Raw genomic sequence first — 26,559 nt, 5'->3', positions numbered from 1 at the left:
CACTATATTTAAACCCTATTTTCCCTTTTTACAAATGAAAAATATCGTATTGGTATTCCTTCTTTTTTTTTGTTCTTTACTCTATTCACAAACCAAGCTAGTTTCCTGGAATATTGAAAATTTAGGGAAATCAAAATCCACTTCTGAAATTGCCTTTATGGCACAAACCGTTCAAGATTATGATATTATTGCCATTCAAGAAGTAGTCGCTGGCTATGGTGGAGCTCAAGCCGTTGCTCAATTAGTTGATGTTCTTAATCGCAAAGGGGCTAAATGGGATTATGTTATTAGTAACCCTACAAGTAGCAGTGCTTATAAAACAGAACGATACGCTTACATATGGAAAACTAGCAAACTAAAAAAAATCGGAAGAGCTTGGCTTGAGAAACAATTTGCACTAGAGATTGATAGAGAACCTTATTATTGCACGTTTGAATGTGATAATAAGCAATTTACTGTAGTAAATTTTCATGCCATAACAAAAAGTAAACAACCAGAAAGAGAGATTAAACATTTTAAATTTATACCTGAAGAATATCCCAATTTAAATTTAATATTTGCAGGAGATTTTAATTGCCCACAATCTCATTCTGTTTTTAATCCTTTGAAAAAAATGGGCTATAAGAGTATTTTTATCAATCAAAAAACATCATTAAAAAAAGAATGTAAAAACAGCAAATGTCTTGCCTCGGAGTTTGACAATATGTATTACAAAACATCCAAAATCAACTTTATAAATTCTGGAGTACTCCTTTTTTATAAAAATTTTAACTCATTAAAAGAAGCTAGAAAAATTTCAGATCACATTCCAATTTGGTTTCAATTCTCTTTAAATTGATTCTATTAAAATACAGACATACCTGTTTTGGTTGTCAAAGACTCTAATGCATGCATCCCTAATTCAGAATTTCCTTTTTTATTCAATTTTGGTGACCAAGTAGCCACTACAAATACCTTAGGAAATAAAGCTACAATTCCCCCACCTATTCCACTCTTGCCAGGCAATCCCACTTTATAGGTAAACTCACCAGACTCATCATAAAAACCACAAGTTTGCATTAAAGCATTCAGACGTTTTACTTGGCTTTTTGTCAAAATTTGTTTTCCATCCTTTGTTTTCCCTTCATTGGCAAAAAAGAAAAAGGAATGAGATAGTTCTTTACAAGTCATTTCAATAGAACATTGATGAAAATAAAAATCTAAAACCTCGTCAACATCATTATCAATATTACCAAATGATTTTAAAAAATTAGCCAAAGCTGCATTTCTAAAGCGGGTATCCTTTTCGGACTGTGCTACAGCAAAATTATAATTAATCGATGGACTTCCAGAAATCATTCGAATAAAACTCAAAAAGTCATCTTTAGGATTCTTTAAACAAGACACCAACATATCAGCGATTACAATTGCTCCTGAATTTATAAAGGGGTTTCTTGGAATTCCTTTTTCATATTCAAGTTGAATCAAAGAATTAAAAGCCGTTCCTGATGGCTCTACACCCACTCTTTTCCAAATTTTTTCATCTAAAAAAGAAAATGCCAAGGCAACTGTCAATGCTTTTGATATACTTTGAATAGAAAATTGTTCTTCACTATCTCCTATGCCAAAATCTTCTCCGTCAATCGTTGTAAGATGTATTCCAAATTTATTTGGGTTTACCTTCGCTAGCTCTGGTATTGTTGTAGTAACATTCCCAATCGTTGGATATTCCAATAAATTCTGTTGGATTTCTTGTAGTATTTTTGGATAATTCATTTGTTCAATAAAATTGTAGTTTATATAGGAAAGGTCTAGTATTAGGTCTTTTGTTTTTTCTTTCTAGCCGCGGGAAATAATACATTGTTCAAAATTAATCGATACCCTGGAGAATTCATGTGTAAATCTAAAACAGTTGGCGAATCCCCTACTCTATGTTGAAAATCTTCAGGATCATGACCTCCATAAAAAGTAAACATTCCTTTTCCTTTTTCACCATGAATATATCTTGCTTCACCATTCAATTCGCAAACTCCCATTTTTAAAACATTAGATTTTATAAGGTCAGAATCAAAAGAGGTTGTTTGCCCCATAAATCCTTTTACTAACTGTGTATGATTTTGGCATAACATTGTGGGAATTGGGTCCCATTTAGCGGAAAACTCCATTAATGTAAAATAATCCTTTTCCATAGGAACTCTTCTTTTTTCAGTCATGTCAATATCGGAGAACTCATATTTATCTGGTTTTCTCTCTAATATAAAATCTTTAAATGCAAATGAATTATCATAATTCATTTTAGCTTGATAATTGGCTTCACTATCATCACCGTCAAACATGGGCTCACATATATCAACTCCATCTGCTGCCAGAGCAATATCAAAGCTATCTGTTGCGGAACACATGGCAAACATAAATCCGCCACCAATGACAAAGTCTCTAATTTTTTTGGCTACAGCTCCTTTTTCTTGAGATACTTTTGCATATCCTAACTTGGTTGCTAACTCTTCTGCTTCTTTTTTTTGTTCAATGTACCAAGGTGCATTTCTATAGGCTCCAAAAAATTTCCCATATTGGCCTGTAAAATCTTCATGATGCAAATGCAACCAATCATATAATACTAATTGATCATTTAAAACTTCTTCATCATAAATGGGAGTAAAAGGAATTTCGGCATAGGTCAAAACAAGTGTGACAGCATCATCCCAAGGTTGCTTCCCTTTGGGTGTATAAACTGCAATTCTTGGGACTTTTTCAAGAATTACGGTTTCCATATTTTGCGATGGACTTGAGATTTCATCCAAAATTCTGGCTTCTTCTGTATCCGTTAATATTTCAAAACTTACTCCTCGAATCTGACATTCTTTACGTATCTCTAATGCATCTGGTAATAAAAAAGAACCACCACGATAATTAAGTAACCAACTCGCTTTGTAGCTTTTTTCTAAACACCAAAAAGTGACTCCATACGCTTTTAGATGATTCTGCTGTGTATTTTCGTCCATTGGCAACAAAATAAAGGAAGCTTTTGAAGCAAATGAAATTAGAAAAAACAGGATAAATATATTTTTTTTAGAAATCATTTTAAAAATATTAAATAGAGTATAAAGGTATTTTATTTAAAGATTCTAGTAGCCATATTAATTAATAAATATTTCAATTTTAAAACGGGTATTAATACGTATAAATGGATAAAACATTATTAATAAATTTGGATATATTTAATAATAAAAATAGGACAAATGGAAGATTATAAGAACAATAAGCAATCAAGAGCATTATTCTTTTTAAAAAAAGGAGGTTTGTGTTTATTAGTAATGACTATTATCTTATATTTTATTTTGGCGATAAAATATCTAAATGCTTAAATTTTAAATAGATTCTTACTCAATCATACAATAAAACTATTTTATTTTGAATCGCAAAAAAAACTAAACCAGCTATATTTTTAGATTCTGTTTTAAGCAATAAATTGTTACGATGTCCATCAACAGTTCTTGGACTAATAAAAAGTAATTCGGCTATTTCTGAAGTAGTTTTTTGTTCACATATCAATTGTAGTACTTCAACTTCACGACTTGTTAAATAATTAGACTTTAATTCTTTATTAGTAATACTATCACTTAACGCAATGTCTTTGATTACTTTCATCACATAGTCATCATAATAAAAACCTTTACTGTTAACTTCATGAATGGTCTTTAATAATTCTTTAGGTGTTGTATTTTTTATTAAATATGAAACTGCTCCTACATTCATTAGATTAGCAACAAATGATTTAGATCGATAACTAGATAAAGCAATTATTTTAATTTTTGGGTATTCTTTATGAATTACTTTAGTGGCTTCAACACCATTTAATAAAGGCATTTTTAAATCCATTATAATGATATCGGGATGAATCTTGCTTTCCTCTAAAAAAGACAAAAGTTCCATTCCATTTGATGCTTCATGAATCACTTTTATATTTTCTTCTCTATCCAATAAAAAAGAAATTCCTTTTCTGAATAAAACTTCATCATCAACTAAAATTAGTTTAATATTTCTATTCATAATTTAAAAATTTACAACTACTTTGACTCCCTTATTAATAGCTGAATCAATTATAATAGTACCATTTAAAAAATCAATTCTACTTTGAATGTTTTTCATCCCAAGTCCGCTTTGATTTTTCTTGTCTTTCATTTCAAATCCTAAACCATTATCCAAATAGCAACAAATTATTTTCCCATTCTTTTCTTCAAATAAGATATCTATAATTGTAGCTTTTCCATGGCGCAAAGAATTATTCATCAACTCTTGTAATATTCTAAAAACATGAAGATGCTTATCATTATCACCCATGTCAAACTGAACCACATTTACATAATTAACTTGAACCTGCTTACTACTGTTAAACTCAGAACACAACTCCTCAATTCCAGCATGCAAACCAAATTTATCTAATACTGGTGGTAATAAATCATGAGCAATACGTCTTGTATTCTCTAGAGCTTTGGCTGTAAGATTTATAATATTAGCCGTAATCTCTTCTGATTCATCTACTGTTAAATTTGGGGTTTTTAACAAATGACTATTTAAAGAAACAATATTAAGCTTCGAGCTAATATCATCATGCAAATCTTGAGCTATCCGTTTCCGTTCTTCCTCTTGAGTTATAATTACAGCACGTAATTGATCTCGTTGGTGCTGAATTTCTAAATCCTTCTTCTCTATTTCCTTTTGAATAATCTTCTTTCTAGAATAATAGAAAAACAAAATTAACACTAAAGCTAAAATGATAAAAAAAATAGAGGTATATAAAATAATCGAAACTATTTCCTTCTCATAAACTGGACTTGTTTTCATTTTCCTAATTGAATTGTTTTTTTTGAAAAACTTATATACCACTCGAATACAATAAACAACTGATAAACAACATATAAAAGAGCATTAGTAACCCAAGTTATTTTACTCATTTCAGCACTCATTAAAGCAGTAAGATTCCCTACAAAAAATAGTATTGTACTTCCAAATAAATAGAGCATAATTCCAATATTGATATAATAAAACTCCTTTTTATCGCTTAGCATATTATAAAAATGAAACACGCTATAGATAATCAATAAGAATGATGTCAAAAATATTTCGAATAAATTAAATTTAAACACTAAACTAGTATCTAAACTATATTGAATTCCTAAAATAATAAAGCAACATACAAAACCGATATTTATAATTTTCTTTTGTAAGAGATTTGTAAAAAGGGATTTATAAAACAGGCCTAAAAATATAAATTGTCCTAAAAAATAAAAATGAGATAAAAAAAGATTATTAATATGTAAACTTTTTAAAAAGAAAGAAGGCAATTGAACTGCTAAAACAACTAAAAGATAAACAGTAAATATTTTATAAGCCTTGCCGTTACCTCTAAACTTTAAACTAAATAAAAGCAAGTTTACAAATAAAAAAAGACAACCCATATTAGCCAATAAATCCCAAATATATCCCATAATTAGACTGCTAAAGGACTCTTAGGATCATCGTAAGGAGGGCACGGCTTTGTAAAATCATATATGTCATCTGGAGCAGATTGAAGATTTCCATCAGGTCCTGGAGTAGTGATCAGATCTTCATAAATACCAGTTTCTGGATTATATTCTGTTCCTACAAACATTAATTTTTCAACATAAGTAGGTTGCTCCCCTTCTTGTTCAGGCTTCACTTTTTGAACACCAATATAAGCTCTAACATGTGTACCACCTTCATTCAACAATTCTTTTAAATCAACAGCAGGAATTAAAAAAGCGTTTAATTCATGATGCTTATTGTATTTACCTTCCCTTTGGGTCCAGCGTTTTGCCCATTTTTGAGCTGTTTTTAATGGAATCGCATTAATTGTAACACCCACTTTTTCTGATAATTTTTCTAATATAGTTTCCTTTGCCATTTAATCTTTATTTTTTTAATTAATAAAAACGAATACTCTATAGTAAAATACTATAGAGCTAAAGTACTATTTTTTACAATTTTAACATAAAAAATAGTACTTTTTATTGCGAAAAAAAAATAAATTAAGTTTTATCGTTTTACAAAAAAAAGGTGTTTTGATTATCGCTGTCGCATTTTTATTTACTAGAAATAATTCATTTACTGAGGGAAGTTTTTTGTTTTTTACTGAACTGTTCTTTTAGAAAAATTGCTATACCATTCATATGTAATAAACAATTGGTAAATTATATACAAAAAAGCATTTAATATCCATGGCAATTTAGTGTACTCACGGTTTAAAGTAACAATTAAATTTCCTGTGATAAATAGTATGGTGCTACCAAATAGATAAATAATTATTCCCCAATTAATATAATAAAACTCTTTTTTTTCAGAGAGCATATTATACAAATGTATAACTGCAAATATCATAACTAATAGTGAAGTTATAAAAATTTCGAAAATATTAAATTTAAAAAACTGACTAGGATCAAAAATATATTCAACTCCAATAATAGCCAAACCAATTATTCCAATTGCTAATGTATCTTTTTTTAGTTTTTTAGTTTTAAAAATTGTGCCATAAAAAAGGCCTAACACAAAAAATTGTCCAATAAAATAAAAATGAGATAAATAAAGATTATTAATTCCAAATCTAGACATCATACTAGAGCTCATTTGTATTAAAAACATAAGCGCTAAATAAATAGTAAAAATTATAAATGGTTTTCCTTGTCCCGAAAAGCATTTTACAAATAAAACTAAATTTAAAAATAAAAGTATATTCCCTAAATTAACTAAAGTTGTCAGCATTTAAATTATGTATACATTGGACTTTTAAAATCACAAGCTGAAGAGAAGTCATAGATACCCTCCATTGCTAATGCAATAGCTACTCCAATAGTTATTCTATCTTCATAAATTCCAGTAACTGGCTTTAAATTAGTACCAAAAATGAATAATTTTTATGTTCTAAAAAAACAATTCAATATTAAAATACTATAAAAACGAAAATACTAGCTTTTTAATTTCAACATTAAAATTAGGGCTTTTTATTATACTAGAAATAAAAAAAGCCCAATAAAGGCTTTCTTGTTTTGCTAAAATGGCATATCACTATCATCATCGTCATCATTCAAATTACTACCAAAAGCTTCATGTGCCGAAGGAAGGTTTTTAGTTATAAAAGGATTATCTTCTTGATTCATTGACGAAGGAAGATCATCATAACTACCGCTGTGGTCTTCTAGATTATCAAACTTACCTAAGTGTCCTATAAACTTCAAACGAACGTTTTCAATACTACCATTACGGTGTTTTGCTATCATTATTTCTGCTTGACCAGCCGTTGGTGAAGCTTCATCATCATCCCATTCATCAATTTTATAATATTCAGGGCGATATAAAAACGAAACAATATCCGCATCTTGCTCAATCGCTCCCGATTCACGAAGGTCAGAAAGCAATGGTCTTTTACTAGATCCACGAGTCTCTACAGCACGTGACAATTGAGATAGTGCTATTACCGGCACATTTAATTCTTTTGCTAGTGCTTTTAAGTTTCGGGAAATTGTTGAAATCTCCTGCTCCCGGTTTCCTCCACCCTTACCATTTCCTCCAGCAGTCATCAATTGCAAGTAATCCACAATGATAATTCGGATTCCGTGTTGTGAAACCAAACGTCTTGCTTTTGCTCTTAAATCAAAAATAGAAAGTGAAGGCGTATCATCAATAAATAAAGGGGCTTTTTCTAAGTTTTTAACTTTAGTACTTAATTGCTCCCATTCGTGTTTTTCTAATTTACCAGTACGTAATTTCTCTGATGACAAACCAGTCTCTGAGGAAATTAAACGAGTAATTAACTGAACTGACGCCATCTCAAGAGAGAACAACGCCACTGGCATTCCATAATCAATTGCCATGTTTCTAGCCATCGATAATACGAAAGCTGTTTTTCCCATTGCAGGTCTGGCCGCAATAATAATTAAATCACTAGGTTGCCATCCTGATGTAATTTTATCTAGTTTTTCAAAACCAGTTGCCACACCACTTAAACCTTCTTGCCCAGCAATTTCTTCAATACGTTTTTTGGCTTGCAATACTAAACTCTGTGCCGTTTCAGAACTTCTTTTAATATTCCCTTGTGTTACTTCGTATAATTTAGATTCGGCTTTATCTAACAAATCAAAAACATCCGCTGAGTCATCATACGAATCCTCGATAATTTCCGATGAAATACGAATCAAACTTCGCTGAATAAACTTTTGAAGAATAATTCGAGAGTGAAATTCAATATGTGCTGATGAGGAAATCTTTTGCGTAAGCTGAATTAGGTAAAAATCACCCCCAGCTAAATCTAACTTTGCGTTTTTCTTTAATTGAGCAGAAACGGTCAACAAGTCAATTGGTTGCGTATCTGTAAATAGTTGCACAATAGCCTCAAAAATATGTTTGTGGGCCTCTTTATAAAAAGCATCAGGCTGTAAAATATCAATTACATCATCAACTCCTTTTTTATCAATCATCATCGCTCCAAGTACAGCCTCTTCTAGTTCTAAAACTTGTGGGGGCAATTTCCCTTTCTCCAGGCTAATAATTGTTGTTTTATCAACCTTAATTGGGTTTATGTTTTTGAAGTTTTCCATGTAGCGAAAGTAACGTAATTTTAAAAAATATTGCAGTAGAGTTATTACAAATAAATGTTCATAACTAACTCATTTTTGTTTATAACCAAAAAAAAATCCGAAACTGTAGGGCTTCGGATTAAATAGTAATTTGTAAGATTTTACTCTTTATATTCACCCATTTTACTGTATTTGTCCATTCTCTGAGCGATTAACTTTTCTGTTGATAAGTCTTTCAACTCATTATATCCTTTTAAGATATATTCTTCTACAGTTTTAAATGTAGTCTCTCTATCATAATGAGCTCCTCCTAATGGTTCTGGAATAATGTCATCAATCAATTTTTGTCTTTTCATATCAGAAGAAGTCAATTTCAAAGCTTCAGCAGCTTGTTCTTTGTACTCCCAACTTTTCCATAAAATAGAAGAGCACGATTCTGGAGAAATAACAGAATACCATGTGTTTTCTAACATATAAACACGGTCTCCAACTCCGATTCCTAATGCACCACCCGAAGCACCTTCTCCAACAATAATAGTAACGATAGGCACTTTAAGGCGAACCATTTCAAAAATGTTTCTAGCAATAGCTTCTCCTTGTCCACGTTCTTCCGCTTCTAGTCCTGGATAAGCACCCGGAGTATCAATAAGCGTTAAAACAGGTATACCAAACTTTTCCGCCATTTTCATCAATCGCAATGCTTTGCGATAGCCTTCAGGATTTGCCATCCCAAAGTTTCTATATTGACGTGTTTTTGTATTGTAGCCTTTTTGTTGACCAACAATCATAAAAGATTGTCCTCCAATTTTCCCTAAACCACCAATCATCGCTTTATCATCAGCAAAACCTCTATCACCGTGAAGCTCTAGAAAAGTATTTCCACAAAGTGCTTTTATATGATCTAAGGTGTAAGGTCTACTTGGGTGCCTAGATAACTGTACACGCTGCCAAGCTGTCAAATTTTTGTAAATATTCTTTTTGGTTTCAATCAATTTCTTGCTGATTTGCTTACATGTGGTTGTAACATCAACATCTGATTCTTGACCAATAACTTGACACTTTTCTAACTGATCTTCTAGTTCTTTTATTGGAAGCTCAAAATCTAAATATTCCATAGGATTTGTGCGTTTTTGTTTTTTATTCGAACTGCAAATATAAAATATTAAATCGTTTGCACCCTTTTATTTTTGAATTAAGTCCTAAAAACTCTTAAATACTAATTCAAAAAAAAGGAAATTCGGTATTAAACTTGGGTTCAATTATTTGCTAAATTTTATTTCCGAATCATTAATCGTTGAAAATCAATGCTATTAGATTCAATTAAAAAAAACAGTAGTTACTTTGAATATAAATTTTTATCAATTACTCTATTCATATAATCTTGAATAAAAGCTTTACAATTCAATTCAATATCATCCATCTCTGCATTTCTATTTTTAATTAAATTATGTTTCAATGCTTTATCGTCCTTATCATAAAACCCTAATGCTATTTTTCCGTCAAAAGTACAGATGTAATTCCCTCTTGAGAATTGATAAATACTGCCCGTAGAATTTAATACAAAAGGAGCGCTTGATTTTTTATCTAATAAACTCCTACCCCAACTCCTAAATGGTTTATCATAGCCAATCATATCAATTATAGTCGGATAAATATCGATTTGTTGTGCTAAATCAGTATCAACACCTACTAAATCACTTCCTGGTTTGTAAATGATTATTGGGACAGCATAACGATTAATAGGTTTATGATATTCATCATAAAAAATCTGGTTGCAATGATCCGCGACCAAAACAAAAATCGTATTGGAAAACCAAGGTTGTTTTTTGGCTTCTGTAAAAAAACGTTTCAAGGCAAAATCAGTATATTCTGCACATTTATGAATAGGCACTCCTCCTTCATGAAAACGGTCTTTGTATTTTTCAGGAATAATATAAGGTTCGTGTGAACTAACTGTAAAAACGGAGGCGAAAAAAGGAGTTTTCTTTTTGTCCAAAGTATTCTTCATATACTGTAAGAAAGGTTCGTCCCAAATTCCCCAAAAACCATCAAATTGAGAATCGTCGTTGAACTCTGTTCTTCCATAATAATGATCGATACCTAGAATGTTACTGAAACCTAAAAATCCCATAGAACCATTGGCAGCCCCATGAAAAAATGAAGTATCATATCCTTCTCCTTTCAAAACAGAAACGAGTGATTCTATTTTTTGCTTTGGATAAGGGGAAGACGTAAACGCATCTTTAAACGAAGGTATCCCAGCCAAAACCGATGACATTCCGTGAATAGATTGCCTTCCATTTGCGTAGGCATTGGTATAAATCATACTGTGCTGTGACAAGGAGTCTAAGAACGGCGCATGACTTTTATAATTAGGAATATTTGTGTTTTTATTAAATGCTCCTATATATTCTCTTCCATAACTTTCCAATATAAAAACAACCACATTGGGTTTTGTTTTTGGATTATTATGATACTCTTTAATTGGTTTTACTTCTTCTAGAATCACTTTCTCTGTAACTCCTTCGTAATGCGTTTTAGAAAACCCATTAGTAAACAATGTCCTAAAAATAGCAAAAGGCGTATTTAAAACTAGATCCGAATGGACAATATTCTTCACATGACGACTGGCATCTAAAAGATTAATTGGGCGAGTTGATTTTTTAAAATCACCACCACGAATTCCTCCAATTACAAAAAGAACAATCAATAAAAAGGCAACGGTGGAAAAACTAAAATAAGGAATGTATTTCGTAGGTTTAAAAGCAAGTACGGTTACTTTTTTATACAAATAAACCCATAATGCAGCACATAAAACGAACAATACCCAAACATGCCAATACTCCAATAAAAAATTAGAAAACAAAGTAGCCTTATTCGTTTCGTGCTCTAATACACTTAAAGCAGCAGTTGTAGAGCGCGCATAAGTAAATTTATAGTAAATAAAATCTACAAAATTAGTTGAATAAGCCAGCAAGTTGGTTCCAAAATAAAGATAAAACAAAAACCTTTGGTATCCATTATTAGTGTTTTTAAATACTGGAATAATCGATACAACTATAAAAAGTAAATTGACATATAAGATCGCTGTCGTATCAAATGACAGTCCATAATAACACAAGGAAATAAAGTCAGAAAATGATTCTACTCGTAATAAATCGGCATTATAAACGTAAAATAAAACTCGCGCAATGAAGTAAAAAAGATAAGCAAGAGACAGTCTAAAAAATAAGACTTTGTATTCGTTTAATCGCAGGTGTTTTTGCATTCCTTGTTTTTTAATTAGTAAAACTTTGCAAAGGTATCACATTTAATTTGTTTGGGGCTGTTAAAAAAAAGCTAATTACAAGCTGAAGTTATTAACTGAAAAAAGATTAATTCTAACCAACATAATGATTATATGGCAATTATACAATCTCTTTCTTCCTGTGTTTAATAATACCGTTCAGGATTACTGTCAAAATAATTATCACAGCTCCTATATAAAAAGAAGTACTCATTTTCTCTTTTCCACCAATAATAAAATAGGCTAAAACAATTCCATAAACGGGCTCTAGATTGGTAGTAAGCATCACCGTATAAGGGCTTAGCTTTTCCATCACTTTCACCGAAGCTGTAAAAGCATAAGCCGTACAAATGGAAGCCAGAAGTAAAATAAGCATCCAATTATGAGTTGTTAGTATAAAGAAGTCTGTTGAGAATTTATTTTCATAAATAAAGTAAATGGAAATAAAGAAAACACCAGCCATAAATTCGTAGAAAGAAATAACTGATGGATCGTGTTTATGAATTAATTTTCCATTCATTAAAGTAAACAGTACTCCTAGTAAAATGGAAATAAGTGCAAAAATCATTCCTTCAAAATAATTAACCTCTACTTTCATAATCATGCCAAGTCCCGCAATGATTATGAGTCCGAATAAAACTTCGTACCACAATACTTTTCTACCATAAAAAAGAGGTTCTAATAGAGAGGCAAAAAAAGCTCCTAATGAAAAAACAGATAGCGTTATGGAAACATTAGAAACATGGATAGCATGAAAAAAAGTGACCCAATGTAGTGCAATCAAGAGTCCTACAAAAACAAGTTTAAGAAAAGCAGTTGTTGGTATTTTGAATGATTTTTTCTTGAAAACAATAAACAATGCTAGAAACACTCCTGCCATTAACATGCGATACCAAACAATTGCATCAGCAGTGATGGTTATTAAAGCACCCAAAATAGCCGTAAAACCCCAGATAAAAACGATTAAATGAAGATTTAAATAACTTTTAAATTTATCGTTTTGCATTGCGTAATAAAAATATAGCTAAAATTCCGAAAACAATATTAGGAAACCAAACCGCCAAGAAAGGAGAGAAAGTAGACTTCTCTGCTAGTACTCCAAATATTTTATCAAAAAACACAAAAGAAAAAGCAATTGAAATTCCTATGGTTAAGTTCATCCCCATTCCGCCTCGACGTTTCATGGAAGAAACTGAAACCGCAATAATGGTCAAAATAAATGCTGATATGGGAACGCTGAACTTTTTATAAAATACCACCATATATATATTTATATTGGATGATCCTCTTTTTCTTTCTTTATCAATAAAACTATTTAGCTTATCTATACGCAAGGTTTCAGCAATATAAATAACAGGTGTTAAGTCATCCAGCTCAAAACTGAATTTCGCCTTCTTTTCTGGTTGTTTTTCAATTTTATCCCCTAATTCTCCTACAGTCCTCTTTGTATAATCATACATCGTGTAGGTTTTATCTTTGGGATTCCATTTTATTCGGCTAGCCGTAATTTTAGAAACCAATTTTTCTTTTTCGAATTTTTCTAACGCAAAATTAAAAGCCACTTTTGATGCGGTATTGAAACTATTAACATACAAAAACTCCTTGTCATTAATTTGTCTATATACATCCGTATTGTCTCCTCGCATTTGCTCTTTTCCTCCCGTTCTAAGGTAGGTATACCTAAAATTATTAAAGCCTTCATTGGCAGCAGGAACAATAGAAAAACCCAAGAATAAAACAACTAAAGAGACAATTGTAGCCCCAATAATAAAGGGCCTTAAAAATCGGGTGAAAGAAATCCCCGAACTTAGTATGGCAATAATTTCTGTATTGTTAGCCAACTTGGAAGTAAACCAAATAATGGACAAAAACAGGAATATCGGGAATAAATTATTGGCAAAATAGATTGTAAAATTATAATAGTAAACTGCAATATCAAGAAAGGGAATCTTGTTCTCAATCATGAAATTGATTTTCTCCGAAACGTCAATAATAATCCCGATAGGTACAAACATCAACAACATCGCCGAAAAAGTGGCTAAGTATCTTTTCAGAATGTATTTGTCTATTATTGTTAACATAAAAGTGTAATCGGTTAATCGTTTATTTGTTTAAAAAAAATGTGTTTTTTATACGATTAAACAAATAACCGAATAAACAAATCACCATATTTTTACAATCTCTGGTTCATATTTTTCACCATCATCTCTTTCCATGGTCTAAAATCCCCTGCTAAGATATGTTTTCTAGCCTCACGAACCAACCACATATAAAATCCAAGATTATGAATCGTAGCAATTTGTTTCCCCAGGTATTCATTGGCTGCAAACAGGTGACGTAAGTAGGCTTTCGTATATTCTGTATCAACAAATGTGTGTCCCATTTCATCAATTGGTGAAAAATCGGCTTCCCATTTTTTATTTTTGATATTGATTGAACCATTTGCGGTAAACAACATTCCGTTTCTGGCGTTACGCGTAGGCATCACACAGTCAAACATATCAATTCCCAGTGCAATGTTTTCCAAAATATTAATTGGAGTTCCCACACCCATTAAGTAACGGGGTTTATCTTCGGGTAAAATTTCACAAACCACTTCAGTCATTGCGTACATTTCCTCAGCTGGTTCCCCTACTGAAAGTCCACCGATAGCATTTCCTACTTGGTTTGAATTTGCAATATATTCTGCCGATTGTTGACGCAAGTCTTTGTAACAACTTCCTTGAACAATAGGAAAAAATGCTTGATCGTAACCGTATTTCATAGGCACTTTCTCCAAATGATTCACACATCGGTCTAACCAACGGTGTGTCATTTTCATAGAGCGCTTTGCATAATTATAGTCACAAGGATATGGTGTACATTCATCAAAAGCCATGATAATATCAGCACCTATGGTACGCTGAATTTCCATTACATTCTCTGGTGTAAACACATGGTATGAACCGTCAATATGCGACTTAAACTTCACTCCTTCTTCCTTAATCTTACGATTAGAAGACAAAGAATAGACTTGATATCCACCTGAATCCGTCAAAATATTACGGTCCCAGTTCATGAATTTATGTAATCCACCTGCTTTTTCTAAGATTTCCGTTTGCGGACGCAAGTATAAATGGTAGGTGTTTCCCAAGATAATATCTGGGTTTATATCTTCTTTTAATTCCCTTTGGTGCACCCCTTTTACCGAGGCAACAGTCCCAACAGGCATAAAAATTGGCGTTTCAATAACACCGTGATCTGTAGTAATACTTCCCGCTCTAGCTTTCGACTGCGGGTCTTTTTTTAATAAATCAAACTTCATAATACCGTTTTTCTACCGATTGTTCGGCGCGCAAAGATAGGTTAATTTGAAAACTAGAGAATTAGATAATTCAAAAATTTAATTAAGATTTGGGAAATCAACGATAAAAGTCGTTTCTAAAGTGATTTTTGTAATAAAATCATTTGGGCATGCCCTCCGCCAAAGCTCCGGTCAGGCTATCCGCTGTATTCCTGATAAGAAAAACTACGGCCAAAAAAAGCCTTGTTTTTCTAAAGCAGGAGATGCCGCTCCTATCCTTCATGCAAAGTTGTGCTATCGATAAAATAACCATAAAAAATACCGATAAACACCAACGTTTAGGTGATATTTGGGCAAAAACAATTGTTATTGAAATAAATGAACTTTAAAAATTATTAAACCTCATTTAAATTTAACTTTTTTAGCATTATTTGAATGACCAAACTAAAAAGACTAATTCACAAGATAGATGAAATACACTTTAGCATTTGATGTTTACGGAACATTAATAAACACCTCCGGAGTTTTCAATACATTAGAAGAAATGATTGGCGAGAAAGCAAAAATCTTCATGGACAGTTGGAGAAACAAGCAATTAGAATATTCTTTTAGACGGGGATTAATGAATCAATTTGTCGATTTTTCTATTTGTACTCAAAATGCTTTGGACTATTGTTGTCAAGCATTTGCTGTCGATTTAAGTTCGAGACAGAAAGAAACACTACTGCATGAATACACCATTTTACCTACATTTCCTGATGTAAAAACGGGCTTGCAAAATCTTAAAGAAGCAGGACATTCCTTATATGCTTTTTCAAATGGGAGCAAAAATACGATTTCGACTCTTTTAATCAATGCGGAAATTAGAGACCTTTTTAATGGAATTGTAAGCGTGGAAGACGTTAAAGTTTTCAAGCCAAGCCCATTAGTTTACGAACATTTCAATACAGAAACGAACTCAACTCCATCCAATTCTTGGTTGATATCAAGCAATCCTTTTGATGTTATAGGTGCTATATCGTATGGGATGCGTTCCGCTTGGGTCCAACGCACTCCCGATTCCCTCTTTGACCCTTGGGGTATTGAACCTAGCTTGACGATAAAAAAAATAACTGATTTAAAGGATCAATTAGAAAAGATAGAATAATTAAAACTTCAACTCTTTTGACTTATAAATTTAGCGTAGTTGTAAATTACTATATAAAAAGAAACCGCTCTGTTTCCTATTAAGAAAGAGCGGCTTTTTTTACTAATTCAAATTATTAAAAAACACCTAATCGCACACTTGGTGTGTTTACTCGTATTTGTGTATTTACTGAAGTACTGTGAGGAGTTGTTTGATAGTTTTGTTCATCATACCCATAGTAGTAATATCCAGCATGCTGGTAAAACGAATCGCTATGGTAACAATGTCCATCACAATGATGATGGTGCTCTGCATAGGCTTCTTGCTTACTCGATATATAAGCGCGATACGCTTTCCTATTATGCTTCTTTAAATTCTTTTCATACTCTTTCTGTTCTTCCCAAAAAGATTTTTCATCTGCTTTGCTTTTAGCTTTAAATTCAAACTCAAAACGAGCATCTTCCGCTCCTCTTTGCTCATAATACGCCATTCTATCTTGATTCGTATTTATGGCCGTTTCATTTTTTACTCTAGCTTCTTGCCCATTTACTGTTCCTATAATTCCAAAAAGTGTTATTGCTAGTATTGTTTTAATTGCTTTCATAATTTTAAATTTTAGTGATAGTACACTATCGTTTATACTAGTAAGACAACTAGAAGTGGAAACACCCTACCCTATCGTAAAAAATTGTCCCAATTTAACCCGCCAATAAGATTTTTAATATGTGAATAAAATAAATTAAATCGATAATTGTGTAATACTTTGGTCAAGAATTTAGCCCAATTTTGTATTATAACATTAACCTATGAAAAAAATTATTCTTCTTTTAAGCATTATCGTAGTACTTTACTCATGTAAGCAAAATGAATCAACAGAATCTATTAAAACCAAAAAAGTGCGCGTAAGAAAACAACCTAAAATGGTCTCTTATACATTAACTAATACAAAACAATGGTTGGAACAAAATGCGAAAGATTCCCTAAAAATGGATATTGCCCTTGCACTTAATAGAACTGACAAAACCAATTTTACTCAAATGGATTCAGTAATCATTCCTGGAGATTTCAACGGTGATATTGAATTTTACTTGCCTTTTCCTACTCATGTTGAGTATCTAAAAGATATTGATAAAATCATCTATTTTTCTTACCCAACACAAACATTTGCAGCCTATGAAAATGGAGAGTTAATCTATACGGGGCCAACTAATATGGGAAGAAAAAAAGACCAAACCCCTACTGGACTTTTCTATACCAACTGGAAGGCGGAACAAACAACGAGTACTTTCAATGATGAATGGGATTTAAAATGGAACTTTAATATTGCTAACAAAGAAGGTGTGGGATGGCATCAATACAGTTTACCTGGTTATCCAGCTTCTCATTCTTGCTTGCGTCTTCAGGAAAAAGATGCCCGTTACCTGTATGATTGGGCTGACCAATGGGTACTAGCTGATGAAGAAAATGTAAAAGTAAAAGGTACTCCAGTAGTTGTTTTTGGTTCTTATAATTTTGATGCTCCAAAACCTTGGTTGCAATTAATTGACAACTCAAAAGCGATTGACATCACAGAGAATGAAATAGAAGAACTAACGAAACCTTTATTAAGCGGTATTTTATCGGAACAAAAAAATAGAACTTCCTTTCAAAAAGCCAAATAGAATTATTTATGACTATTCATAAATTCAATAACCTCATCAAAACGGTTGCTCCATGGCCATAAATATTGTGTTACCATAGGAATATGTTTTTTATTTAAATGCATTGGAGTAACTGTTGGTTGATAGGGTTGTAAGGCATCAACAAAATGCTTGTTTGCTACTTTAATAGAAGGGTACGTTTTGTCCCCAACATAGATTAAAAACGGTGGCGTATTTTTATTCAAAAAATAAATGGGAGAAGCTTCCTTCCATTGATCAGGACTATTGGTCCAAGTAGTCAAATAATTATCGGTTGCTGTTGGTGGATTTTGTTCTAAATAGTTCTTCATGTCCAGCCCAGCAGCATCATTTAATATAATCCCAGAAATACTTTTAGGATCAATACCATATTTTGGATTCATAACTGCCAAGGCCCCTAAATGCCCTCCCGCAGAATGACCAGTAATAAAAATTTGATTTGGATTTCCATTATACTTGCTGCCGTTCGCTTTTACCCATTGAATTACTGATGCGATTTGCTCGGTCATTTCATCATAACTAGCATCTGGACTTAAAGTATAATCAGGAATAATAGTAACTACTCCTTTGCTAGCAAAATTTCTTCCTAACAAATCATAGGTTCCTTTTCTACCACTGTTCCAGTTTCCTCCGTGCACAAAAATTAAAATTGGAAAAGGTGCGCTTTTATCACTTCTTGGAACAAATACATTCAACTTAGGACTATTTGTAGTAGTACTCTCTGCTGATTTTAGATAAGAAACGGAAGTAAATTTTTTAGAACTACAACCCATCAATAAAATCCCGCTTAATAAAATAACTATAGGAAAACGCATCTTTTTTTTAACGAATATATGACAAAAAAGCCAACTTAAAAATGGTAATTGTATTACTGGAAAATAGTACATTGCAATTCAGTACAATTGGTTTTATAAAAATAAAAAAAGCATGAACTTTACCTTATTAATAGTTCCTGGATTAGGTGATTCTGGAAAAGAGCATTGGCAAAATTATTGGCTCAACAAATTTGAAAATTCAAAAAAAGTAATTCAAAAAGATTGGGACAATCCAATTTTAGAGGATTGGCTTAATGCACTTTCCTCAAGTATCTATAGCATTGACGGCCCAATTATTATTGTCGCTCATAGTCTAGCTGTTTCACTTGTAGCGCATTGGTCAAAAAAGAATAGTACAAATAAAATCGCTGGCGCCTTACTTGTGGCTCCTGCTGATGTCGATTCACCATTACACACACCAGAAGAAACAAGAAACTTTTCGCCAATTCCTTTATCCAAATTAGAGTACCCTACCATTCTGGTAACGAGTGCTAACGATCCCTATATTTCTGTGGAAAAAGCTGTTTTTCTAGCAAATCAATGGGGAAGTACTTTTATCAATGTAGGACTAAAAGGGCACCTCAACTCTGAATCGCAATTGCAATATTGGGAAGAAGGACAAGAATTATTAAATAAATTGATAATTAAAATATAAAACAGTCTTAACTAAGAAAGCTAAGACTGTTCTAAACGGCTAAATTGGGGAATTTAACCAATCAACTAAAAAACTAAACATTCTATATTTTAACTGTATGGTCCGCTCTGTAATTTTCTTCAAAGTGTTGCTAATGATTTAATCTTATCTCAAGCGAATGCATTTACAGGTACACTTATTTTACTGACCTTCTCAACAAAACATAATAACCAATTATAATACTTGTTGTTACCTATCTATTATCTAAAACTATACCACAAATATATAAAGACTTTAAAGCTCATAAATGTCCTGTTAGATGAACGCTATTAATTGTGTAGCCAAATGACTATTTTCTTTCGACCAACAATGTACTCACATTAACTAAAATTTTAATTTATCGAAACAAAGATTGAGTTATATTTGATATAAATATTTATAAAAAAAACACTAATTTAAAAACAATGATAAAAACGAATAACTGGCATCAAAAACATCTTGAAACATTAGAATTTGGTAGCCGACTAGCTGATAGTGTAGCAAAAGGAATGGGTTCATGGAAATTTATTATTGTACAAACAATACTAGTTGTACTTTGGATGGGTCTCAATTTATTGGCTTTTGTGAAGCATTGGGATGTTTATCCTTTTATATTACTTAATCTTGTTTTTTCTACTCAAGCCGCTTATGCCGCTCCTATCATTATGATGTCTCAAAATAGACAAAATGAAAGAGACCGAATGCAAGCACAAGCAGATTACCAAACTAATATTGATGCTAAACAGGAAATCGAAGCATTAACCCTAAAGTTAAATAATATCGAAGTAGACAAATTGGATAAAATAATTAAACTACTTGAAGAAATGAAAAACAATTCGATACAATAACTATAAAACCTTTTCACCAGCTATTATCGCATTATAAAAACATTTAAAAACTTGTATCAATAAGCCCGTTTTTCCTTTATCAAAAGGTTTAACTGGCTTTTTTGTTTTTAATTATGTTTAAATAAATTTGAAAAATATATTTTTTAGTTCTCTTTAAAGAAAGCTAACAAAACTCAAAAAACAACATATTGTTATTACAAAGAAACGCCTTACTACTTTTAGTTAATTTACGCAGTTTATGTTTATATTAAGTTAATTAACAGTTACTTAAAATAAAATATTTATAACTTTATAAATAGAAAAAGAAGAAATACTCCTTATATTGAAAATTAAAAGAAATTAGAAAAAGACAAAAATTTTTATAATACAATCTATTAATATATAAAAACCAATTATTATGGCACCTACAACTAGAAAACCAGAAGCTTCAAAAGAAACAATGAAAGCAAAAGCAAATCCTTCACATGGATTAAGAGATTTATTTGAAGTTGGCTTGAAAGATATTTATTATGCAGAAAAGGTACTTAGCATAAACTTACCTAAAATGATGGAAAATGCTTCTGATCCTGAGTTAAAAACAACTTTAAAAAATCATTTAAAGGAAACACATGAACATGTTTCCAGATTAGAAAAAATATTTGAAACTACAGGAATTGAGGCCAAAGCACAAAAATGCGATGCTATGGAAGGGATTCTGAAAGAAAATGCTAATATGATCAAAAAAACCGATCATGGAATGGTACGTGATGCCAGTATTATTGCTTCCGAACAAAAAATGAAACATTACGAAATTGCAACATATGGCACTTTACACGCTTTTGCAAAAACTCTTGGAGAAAATAAAGCGGCAACTTTACTGGCCAAAACATTGGATGAAGAGAAAAAAGCAGATGCTAAACTAACAGATATTGCCCTTTCATCCATTAATAAAAATGCTTTTAGAGCAGATGCTATTACAAATATTAGAGCATAAACAGCACTAATTTATATTTAAATCTAAATGAGCCTGTTCCTAGTAGCAGGCTTTTTTAATGACACAAAAGTTTAATAAAAAAAATATCAAAATACTTCTTTATGTAACAAATGTTACTGTAAACCCTTTTGAGTTCTATTACTTTTGTACAATAAAATTTAGAAAACAAAAAAATGGATTTAGAAAAAATAATAAAAGAAGACAAGGGAACTATTGTTGACGTACGTTCGTATGGTGAATTTATTGGAGGAAATGTAGTGGACTCCATTAACATTGCCCTAAATGAAATCCCCGAAAGAATTGAAGAGATAAAAAAACTAAAAGCACCGCTTATTTTATGTTGTGCTTCTGGTAATCGAAGTGGACAAGCACAACATTTCCTTTCACAACATGGAATTGAATGTTACAATGGTGGTTCGTGGCTAGAGGTAAACTATTATAAATCAAAATAAATAATTTAAAATGATAAACACCTTAAAAAAGATATTCGGTTTAGGACCAAAAGTAGACTACGCTAATTTAGTTAAACAAGGAGCTCTAATTCTTGATGTTCGTAGCCCAGGAGAATACAAACAAGGTCATATAAAAGGCTCTGTAAACGCACCTTTGAATGAGCTTAATAGCCATATTACTAAAATCAAAAAAGAGAAAACTATTATTACCTGTTGCGCATCAGGAATGCGAAGTGCATCGGCTAAGAGTATTTTAAAATCAAACGGATTTACCACTGTTCACAATGGTGGAGGCTGGAGCAGTTTACAAAGCAAAATTTAGAAAAAAAGCATCTCTTTTTTAGAAGAAAATGCTTAAAAAAAAGCTCCATAAATTTATGGAGCTTTTTTTATGAGATTTTCTAATTCATATAATCATTATTTTATTGCATCATATATAAGAATTAATAAACAGTAAATCTCATCAACAAATTAAATCGATTAAACTTCCATTTTAGGATAGTCATTATATCCTTTTTCAGTAAAAGTGTAAAAAGTACTTGGATCTGGAGTATTCAGGGGAGCATCTTTCTTAAATCGAGCAACTAAGTCAGGATTAGCTAGAAAAGGAACACCAAACGCGACCATATCGGCATGCCCTTCTTCAATCACTTTATTACCTGTTTCTTTAGTAAAACTTTTATTAATCATCAACAACCCTTTATATATAGGTCTAAAATGTTTGGCTACTTCAGTAACGGCATAAGGTACTTCACTAACATCCGTAAAAGGTTCCGTTAAATGTACATAAGCTAATCCGTAGTCGTTTAAACGATTTACAATATATTCATGTACAGGAATTGTTTCCTTGTCTATTGTCATTCCTTGTACACCGTGCATAGATGGATTCAATCGAACTCCCACTTTGGAGTAATCAATAATTCCTTTTAGGGCATCTAAGGTTTCAAATAAAATTTGGGCTCTATTTTCAATACTTCCGCCGTATTCATCTGTACGTGTATTTGAGGCTCCATTAAAAAACTGATGAAATAAATACCCATTGGCTGCATGTAATTCAACACCATCAAAACCCGCTTCTACGGCATTTCTAGTCCCATTTGCAAAATCTTCAATAGTTGTTTTAATTTCGGCAACAGTCATTTCTTTTGGAGTTACGGTATCTACAAAACCTTGAGCAGTAAATGCTTTGGCCTCAGGATTAATTGCCGAGGGAGCGTGAGGTAATTCTCCATTATGTAAATCTGGATGTGACAACCTACCAGTATGCCATAATTGAACAAATATTTTCCCTCCTTTATTATGAACCGCTTGCGTCACTTGCTTCCAGCTTTCCGTTTGTGCTGCACTGTAAATTCCCGGAACATTAATAAAACCTACTGCTTTCGTGCTCACTACGGTACCTTCGGTAATTAGTAAACCTGCATCGGCACGATCAGAATAGTATATTGCCATTTGTTCCGTAGCCAAGTTTCCTTCGTTTCCTGACCGGCTTCTTGTCATAGGTGCCATAGCCATACGGTTATTAAAAGATGTAGAATTGAATGTATAGGGTTGTAATAAAATGCTATTATTCATAAGATTTATTTTTATTAATTAATTTGTGAGACATACGTGTTGAAACCAATTCCTTCTAAAATGGTTGAAACGATATCTAAAGCATTAGAATCATGTCCTTCTAAAAGGAACTCTTTCTCTGCTTTATCATCGGTGTTTATATTTATAACTTCGACTATTTTTGAATGTGGAAAAATAAGATCAAAACTTACTTGATGATTTATTGATTTGGTAAACTCATCATCATTTTCCATAATAATTACAATTTTTGCTGTAGCAACATTTTTAATATTATGAACTATATTAGCATCGTTAATGCAAAATCCTGAAAGAATAATGATATCTGCTTCCCAACTTGCATTAGTGGGACAAGCCATCTTTTCGATAGAAGCATATCGATTTTGAACTAAAAGTGCTTGATGGACATCCGAAAGTGCCTTTTCGTTTTTATCAAATAATAACATTTGGTAACGAGCTGCTAGCTCATTTAATACCACAAAATTTCTTTTGTCTGAAACACCAATAACGGCAATTGTTTTAAAGTTTTGCATAATCATTATTTTATTGAAGCAAAACTACAACGGGAAAGTCTCTTCTTCCATTGAGGTAGAATAAGAAATGACATTGATCTAGATCAATTTTATTTGCGAAGGTTTATTTGTTTTCTCACTCGACTTAATGTCTCGGGAGTAAGGCCTAAATACGAAGCCACCATATGTTGTGGGATACGGGTCACAATATCAGGGTAATAAGTGGTCAATTTTAAATATTTTTCTTCGGCTGTAGCTGTCAATGCACTATTGATTCTAGTTTGTAAAGCGATATATGCATTTTGCAACAAAAGTCTTTGATACCTTTCAAAAGCAGGAATCGCATTCATTAATGATTCTCTGGCTGTCGTGGTTAATAACAATAATTCGGAATCTTCTAAAGCTTCAATAGTATAAGTAGAATTTCCTCCAGTTAAAAAGCTAGATAAATCGGTAATCCACCATCCTTCAAAAGCAAACTGTATTACATTTTCATGTCCTTTCTCATCAGTAGTATAGGACCTTAAAATCCCTTTTTCAACAAAGGCATTGTACGTACAAACATCCCCTTCAAGAAGTAAGGTTTGTTTTTTTCTGATTTTTTTTGGGATAAAAAAAGTTTTACACAATTCAAACTCTTCAGTTGACAGTGTTACCTTTTCACCAATACTCTTTTCTAATTGTTCGTACATACTCGCAAGGTAATAATTACAGGAACATTATAAAAAAAGCGATTGTAAAAAAAAGAAAATAAATTTCACGAAAAATAAAGGGTATTCACTTTTTTTTAGAAAATTTATGAGCGAAATCGCAGTATAACAAAATCAAAAATCATTTGTCTTACGCCAAAATAAAAATTACATTTGCAACAGTTTAACTTTTACACACAAAATGAAGCCTAACACACAACAATTAAACGATTTAACTATCCAAGTAAGAAGAGACATTCTTCGAATGGTACATGCCGTAAACTCAGGACACCCTGGAGGTTCACTTGGTTGTACTGAATTTCTAGTAGCTTTATACCAAAACCTTATGGAACGCAAAGAGGGTTTTGATATGGACGGAATTGGAGAAGATTTATTCTTCCTTTCAAACGGTCATATCTCTCCAGTATTTTATAGCGTACTAGCAAGAAGCGGTTATTTCCCAGTTTCTGAATTAGCGACTTTTCGTTTGATTAATTCAAGATTACAAGGACACCCAACTACTCACGATGGTTTACCAGGAGTAAGAATAGCATCTGGTTCACTTGGACAAGGTTTATCTGTTGGTATTGGTGCTGCACAAGCAAAAAAATTAAATGGTGACAACCATTTGATTTATACGCTTCACGGAGATGGTGAATTACAAGAAGGGCAAAATTGGGAGGCAATCATGTATGCATCTGCTAAAAAAGTAGATAATCTTATTGCTACAATTGACCTTAACGGAAAACAAATTGACGGAACTACTGATGAAGTTTTGGCTATGGGTAGTATCCGTGCAAAATTTGAAGCATTTGATTGGGATGTTCTTGAAATAAAAGAAGGGAACAATATCGAAGCAATCATTGCTGGTATGAATGACGCAAAATCGAGAACAGGAAAAGGAAAACCAGTTTGTGTATTATTGCACACTGAGATGGGTAACGGAGTAGACTATATGATGTACAGTCATGCATGGCATGGTAAAGCACCAAATGATGCTCAACTAGAAAATGCTTTAGGACAGAATTATAATACTGGAGGTAATTCAGATTACTAAAAAAGTATTCAGTAATTAGTGTTCAGTAGAATACTGCCAAAAATCTAAATTAGAAAATGAAAAAATATACAAATACAGGAAGTAAAGATACTCGTTCAGGTTTTGGAGCGGGAATGACTGAATTAGGTCAGAAAAATGAAAATGTTGTTGCACTTTGTGCGGATTTAATTGGATCATTGAAATTTGATGATTTCAAAAAAAATCACCCGGAGCGTTTTTTCCAAATTGGAATTGCTGAAGCAAACATGATTGGAATTGCAGCTGGTTTAACTATTGGTGGAAAAATTCCTTTCACAGGAACTTTTGCTAACTTCTCTACAGGAAGAGTATATGACCAAATTCGTCAATCAGTAGCTTACTCCGAAAAAAATGTAAAAATCTGTGCTTCACATGCTGGATTAACATTAGGAGAAGATGGTGCAACACACCAAATTCTTGAAGACATTGGATTAATGAAAATGTTGCCAGGAATGACAGTAATTAATACTTGTGATTACAATCAAACTAAAGCAGCTACGCTAGCATTAGCAGATCATCATGGTCCAGCTTACTTGCGTTTTGGACGTCCAGTTGTACCTAACTTTATGCCTGCTGACGAGCCTTTCGTAATAGGGAAAGCGATTATGCTTAGTGAAGGTACTGACGTAACTATTGTAGCAACAGGGCATTTAGTTTGGGAAGCACTTATTGCAGCTGAAGCATTAGAGGCTAAAGGAATTTCTGCTGAAGTAATTAACATCCATACGATTAAACCACTAGATGAAGGCGCCATTCTAAAATCATTGGCTAAAACTAAATGTATCGTTACTGCCGAAGAGCACAACATCCTTGGAGGACTTGGAGAAAGCGTTTCTAGAGTATTAGCTTTAAACAATCCTGCTCCACAAGAGTTTGTTGCTGTTAATGATAGTTTTGGTGAATCTGGAACTCCTGCTCAATTAATGGAAAAATACAAGTTAAACAATGAAGCGATTGTTGAAGCTGTTGAAAGAGTAATCAAAAGAAAATAATTCTTCTTTATTAT

29 protein-coding genes are annotated in these 26,559 nt (G+C 32.2%); 11 read left to right on the top strand and 18 right to left on the bottom strand.

Annotation, left to right across the window (positions count from 1 at the left end):
- Positions 1-34 precede the first annotated feature (34 nt).
- Entirely contained in the window at positions 35-838 is an 804-nt protein-coding gene (locus tag AB3G36_RS08400) for an endonuclease/exonuclease/phosphatase family protein (protein ID WP_367757841.1), read from the top strand.
- Between the two features lie 5 nt (positions 839-843).
- On the opposite strand, the gene AB3G36_RS08395 is transcribed toward AB3G36_RS08400, so the two are convergent.
- Both AB3G36_RS08395 and AB3G36_RS08390 read right to left on the bottom strand, forming a co-directional pair.
- Positions 844-1,755, bottom strand: a complete 912-nt coding sequence (locus tag AB3G36_RS08395; RefSeq protein ID WP_367757839.1) for a glutaminase — start codon at positions 1,753-1,755, stop codon at positions 844-846.
- Positions 1,756-1,796: 41 nt separating this feature from the next.
- Complete coding sequence (locus tag AB3G36_RS08390) at positions 1,797-3,059, bottom strand: asparagine synthetase B (protein ID WP_367757837.1); 1,263 nt, start codon at positions 3,057-3,059, stop codon at positions 1,797-1,799.
- 159 nt (positions 3,060-3,218) lie between these two features.
- Here AB3G36_RS08390 and AB3G36_RS08385 point away from each other — a divergent pair, with 159 nt between their 5' ends.
- A complete protein-coding gene (locus AB3G36_RS08385; RefSeq protein WP_367757835.1) occupies positions 3,219-3,344 on the top strand; it encodes a hypothetical protein in 126 nt (41 codons plus the stop codon).
- A 19-nt stretch (positions 3,345-3,363) separates the two neighbouring features.
- On the opposite strand, the gene AB3G36_RS08380 is transcribed toward AB3G36_RS08385, so the two are convergent.
- From AB3G36_RS08380 to tgt, 11 genes are all read right to left on the bottom strand, one after another.
- Entirely contained in the window at positions 3,364-4,029 is a 666-nt protein-coding gene (locus AB3G36_RS08380; RefSeq protein ID WP_367757833.1) for a response regulator, read from the bottom strand.
- A 3-nt stretch (positions 4,030-4,032) separates the two neighbouring features.
- Complete coding sequence (locus AB3G36_RS08375) at positions 4,033-4,824, bottom strand: sensor histidine kinase (RefSeq protein ID WP_367757830.1); 792 nt, start codon at positions 4,822-4,824, stop codon at positions 4,033-4,035.
- Positions 4,821-5,468: a hypothetical protein gene (locus AB3G36_RS08370; RefSeq protein WP_367757827.1), complete on the bottom strand. Its 648-nt coding sequence runs from the start codon at positions 5,466-5,468 to the stop codon at positions 4,821-4,823. The genes AB3G36_RS08375 and AB3G36_RS08370 overlap by 4 nt, the downstream gene beginning before the upstream one ends.
- 2 nt (positions 5,469-5,470) lie before the next feature.
- Positions 5,471-5,905 carry a hypothetical protein gene (locus tag AB3G36_RS08365; protein WP_367757824.1) on the bottom strand — a complete coding sequence of 145 codons (435 nt, stop codon included), beginning with the start codon at positions 5,903-5,905 and terminating at the stop codon, positions 5,471-5,473.
- A 224-nt stretch (positions 5,906-6,129) separates the two neighbouring features.
- Positions 6,130-6,639 carry a hypothetical protein gene (locus AB3G36_RS08360; protein ID WP_367757821.1) on the bottom strand — a complete coding sequence of 170 codons (510 nt, stop codon included), beginning with the start codon at positions 6,637-6,639 and terminating at the stop codon, positions 6,130-6,132.
- Positions 6,640-7,046: 407 nt separating this feature from the next.
- Positions 7,047-8,591, bottom strand: coding sequence for a replicative DNA helicase (gene dnaB, locus AB3G36_RS08355; protein WP_367757819.1), 1,545 nt, complete (start codon positions 8,589-8,591; stop codon positions 7,047-7,049).
- Between the two features lie 140 nt (positions 8,592-8,731).
- Positions 8,732-9,685: an acetyl-CoA carboxylase carboxyltransferase subunit alpha gene (locus AB3G36_RS08350; RefSeq protein ID WP_367757816.1), complete on the bottom strand. Its 954-nt coding sequence runs from the start codon at positions 9,683-9,685 to the stop codon at positions 8,732-8,734.
- Between the two features lie 221 nt (positions 9,686-9,906).
- Positions 9,907-11,838: an LTA synthase family protein gene (locus AB3G36_RS08345; protein WP_367757813.1), complete on the bottom strand. Its 1,932-nt coding sequence runs from the start codon at positions 11,836-11,838 to the stop codon at positions 9,907-9,909.
- Positions 11,839-11,977: 139 nt separating this feature from the next.
- Entirely contained in the window at positions 11,978-12,862 is an 885-nt protein-coding gene (locus AB3G36_RS08340; protein ID WP_367757810.1) for a DMT family transporter, read from the bottom strand.
- A complete protein-coding gene (locus tag AB3G36_RS08335; protein WP_367757808.1) occupies positions 12,849-13,937 on the bottom strand; it encodes an LptF/LptG family permease in 1,089 nt (362 codons plus the stop codon). The genes AB3G36_RS08340 and AB3G36_RS08335 overlap by 14 nt, the downstream gene beginning before the upstream one ends.
- Before the next feature lie 92 nt (positions 13,938-14,029).
- Positions 14,030-15,160, bottom strand: a complete 1,131-nt coding sequence (gene tgt / locus AB3G36_RS08330; protein ID WP_367757806.1) for a tRNA guanosine(34) transglycosylase Tgt — start codon at positions 15,158-15,160, stop codon at positions 14,030-14,032.
- A gap of 448 nt (positions 15,161-15,608) precedes the next feature.
- On the opposite strand from tgt, the gene AB3G36_RS08325 reads away from it, so the two are divergent.
- Positions 15,609-16,286 carry a haloacid dehalogenase type II gene (locus AB3G36_RS08325; protein WP_367757804.1) on the top strand — a complete coding sequence of 226 codons (678 nt, stop codon included), beginning with the start codon at positions 15,609-15,611 and terminating at the stop codon, positions 16,284-16,286.
- Positions 16,287-16,401: 115 nt separating this feature from the next.
- On the opposite strand, the gene AB3G36_RS08320 is transcribed toward AB3G36_RS08325, so the two are convergent.
- Complete coding sequence (locus tag AB3G36_RS08320; protein ID WP_367757802.1) at positions 16,402-16,869, bottom strand: hypothetical protein; 468 nt, start codon at positions 16,867-16,869, stop codon at positions 16,402-16,404.
- 202 nt (positions 16,870-17,071) lie between these two features.
- On the opposite strand from AB3G36_RS08320, the gene AB3G36_RS08315 reads away from it, so the two are divergent.
- On the top strand, positions 17,072-17,926 hold the full coding sequence (locus tag AB3G36_RS08315) for a L,D-transpeptidase (protein ID WP_367757800.1): 855 nt from the start codon (positions 17,072-17,074) through the stop codon (positions 17,924-17,926).
- A gap of 2 nt (positions 17,927-17,928) precedes the next feature.
- On the opposite strand, the gene AB3G36_RS08310 is transcribed toward AB3G36_RS08315, so the two are convergent.
- Positions 17,929-18,759 (bottom strand): alpha/beta hydrolase, encoded by an 831-nt coding sequence (locus AB3G36_RS08310; protein WP_367757798.1) that lies wholly within the window; start codon positions 18,757-18,759, stop codon positions 17,929-17,931.
- Between the two features lie 112 nt (positions 18,760-18,871).
- Here AB3G36_RS08310 and AB3G36_RS08305 point away from each other — a divergent pair, with 112 nt between their 5' ends.
- From AB3G36_RS08305 to AB3G36_RS08285, 5 genes are all read left to right on the top strand, one after another.
- The gene (locus tag AB3G36_RS08305; RefSeq protein WP_367757796.1) at positions 18,872-19,414 is read left to right on the top strand and encodes an RBBP9/YdeN family alpha/beta hydrolase; all 543 of its coding nucleotides are present in this window, start codon (positions 18,872-18,874) and stop codon (positions 19,412-19,414) included.
- 443 nt (positions 19,415-19,857) lie between these two features.
- On the top strand, positions 19,858-20,280 hold the full coding sequence (locus AB3G36_RS08300; protein ID WP_367757794.1) for a DUF1003 domain-containing protein: 423 nt from the start codon (positions 19,858-19,860) through the stop codon (positions 20,278-20,280).
- Between the two features lie 397 nt (positions 20,281-20,677).
- Complete coding sequence (locus tag AB3G36_RS08295; protein WP_367757792.1) at positions 20,678-21,253, top strand: ferritin-like domain-containing protein; 576 nt, start codon at positions 20,678-20,680, stop codon at positions 21,251-21,253.
- Positions 21,254-21,426: 173 nt separating this feature from the next.
- Complete coding sequence (locus tag AB3G36_RS08290) at positions 21,427-21,705, top strand: rhodanese-like domain-containing protein (RefSeq protein ID WP_367757790.1); 279 nt, start codon at positions 21,427-21,429, stop codon at positions 21,703-21,705.
- A gap of 10 nt (positions 21,706-21,715) precedes the next feature.
- Positions 21,716-22,027: a rhodanese-like domain-containing protein gene (locus tag AB3G36_RS08285; protein ID WP_367757788.1), complete on the top strand. Its 312-nt coding sequence runs from the start codon at positions 21,716-21,718 to the stop codon at positions 22,025-22,027.
- Positions 22,028-22,185: 158 nt separating this feature from the next.
- On the opposite strand, the gene AB3G36_RS08280 is transcribed toward AB3G36_RS08285, so the two are convergent.
- The 3 genes from AB3G36_RS08280 to AB3G36_RS08270 form a co-directional block, all read right to left on the bottom strand.
- Positions 22,186-23,280 carry an alkene reductase gene (locus AB3G36_RS08280; RefSeq protein WP_367757786.1) on the bottom strand — a complete coding sequence of 365 codons (1,095 nt, stop codon included), beginning with the start codon at positions 23,278-23,280 and terminating at the stop codon, positions 22,186-22,188.
- A gap of 14 nt (positions 23,281-23,294) precedes the next feature.
- Positions 23,295-23,810: a hypothetical protein gene (locus AB3G36_RS08275; protein ID WP_367757784.1), complete on the bottom strand. Its 516-nt coding sequence runs from the start codon at positions 23,808-23,810 to the stop codon at positions 23,295-23,297.
- Positions 23,811-23,899: 89 nt separating this feature from the next.
- Positions 23,900-24,481 carry a Crp/Fnr family transcriptional regulator gene (locus AB3G36_RS08270; protein WP_367757782.1) on the bottom strand — a complete coding sequence of 194 codons (582 nt, stop codon included), beginning with the start codon at positions 24,479-24,481 and terminating at the stop codon, positions 23,900-23,902.
- 199 nt (positions 24,482-24,680) lie between these two features.
- On the opposite strand from AB3G36_RS08270, the gene AB3G36_RS08265 reads away from it, so the two are divergent.
- Together AB3G36_RS08265 and AB3G36_RS08260 are read left to right on the top strand one after the other, a co-directional pair.
- Positions 24,681-25,535 carry a transketolase gene (locus AB3G36_RS08265; RefSeq protein ID WP_367757781.1) on the top strand — a complete coding sequence of 285 codons (855 nt, stop codon included), beginning with the start codon at positions 24,681-24,683 and terminating at the stop codon, positions 25,533-25,535.
- A 56-nt stretch (positions 25,536-25,591) separates the two neighbouring features.
- Complete coding sequence (locus AB3G36_RS08260; RefSeq protein ID WP_367757779.1) at positions 25,592-26,545, top strand: transketolase family protein; 954 nt, start codon at positions 25,592-25,594, stop codon at positions 26,543-26,545.
- Positions 26,546-26,559: the final 14 nt, after the last annotated feature.

Origin of the sequence: Flavobacterium sp. WC2430 (assembly GCF_040822075.1) — a bacterium.
Classification (GTDB): domain Bacteria; phylum Bacteroidota; class Bacteroidia; order Flavobacteriales; family Flavobacteriaceae; genus Flavobacterium.
The sequence above is the reverse complement of the archived record's forward strand: the minus strand, read 5'-3'. Positions and strand labels throughout refer to the sequence as shown.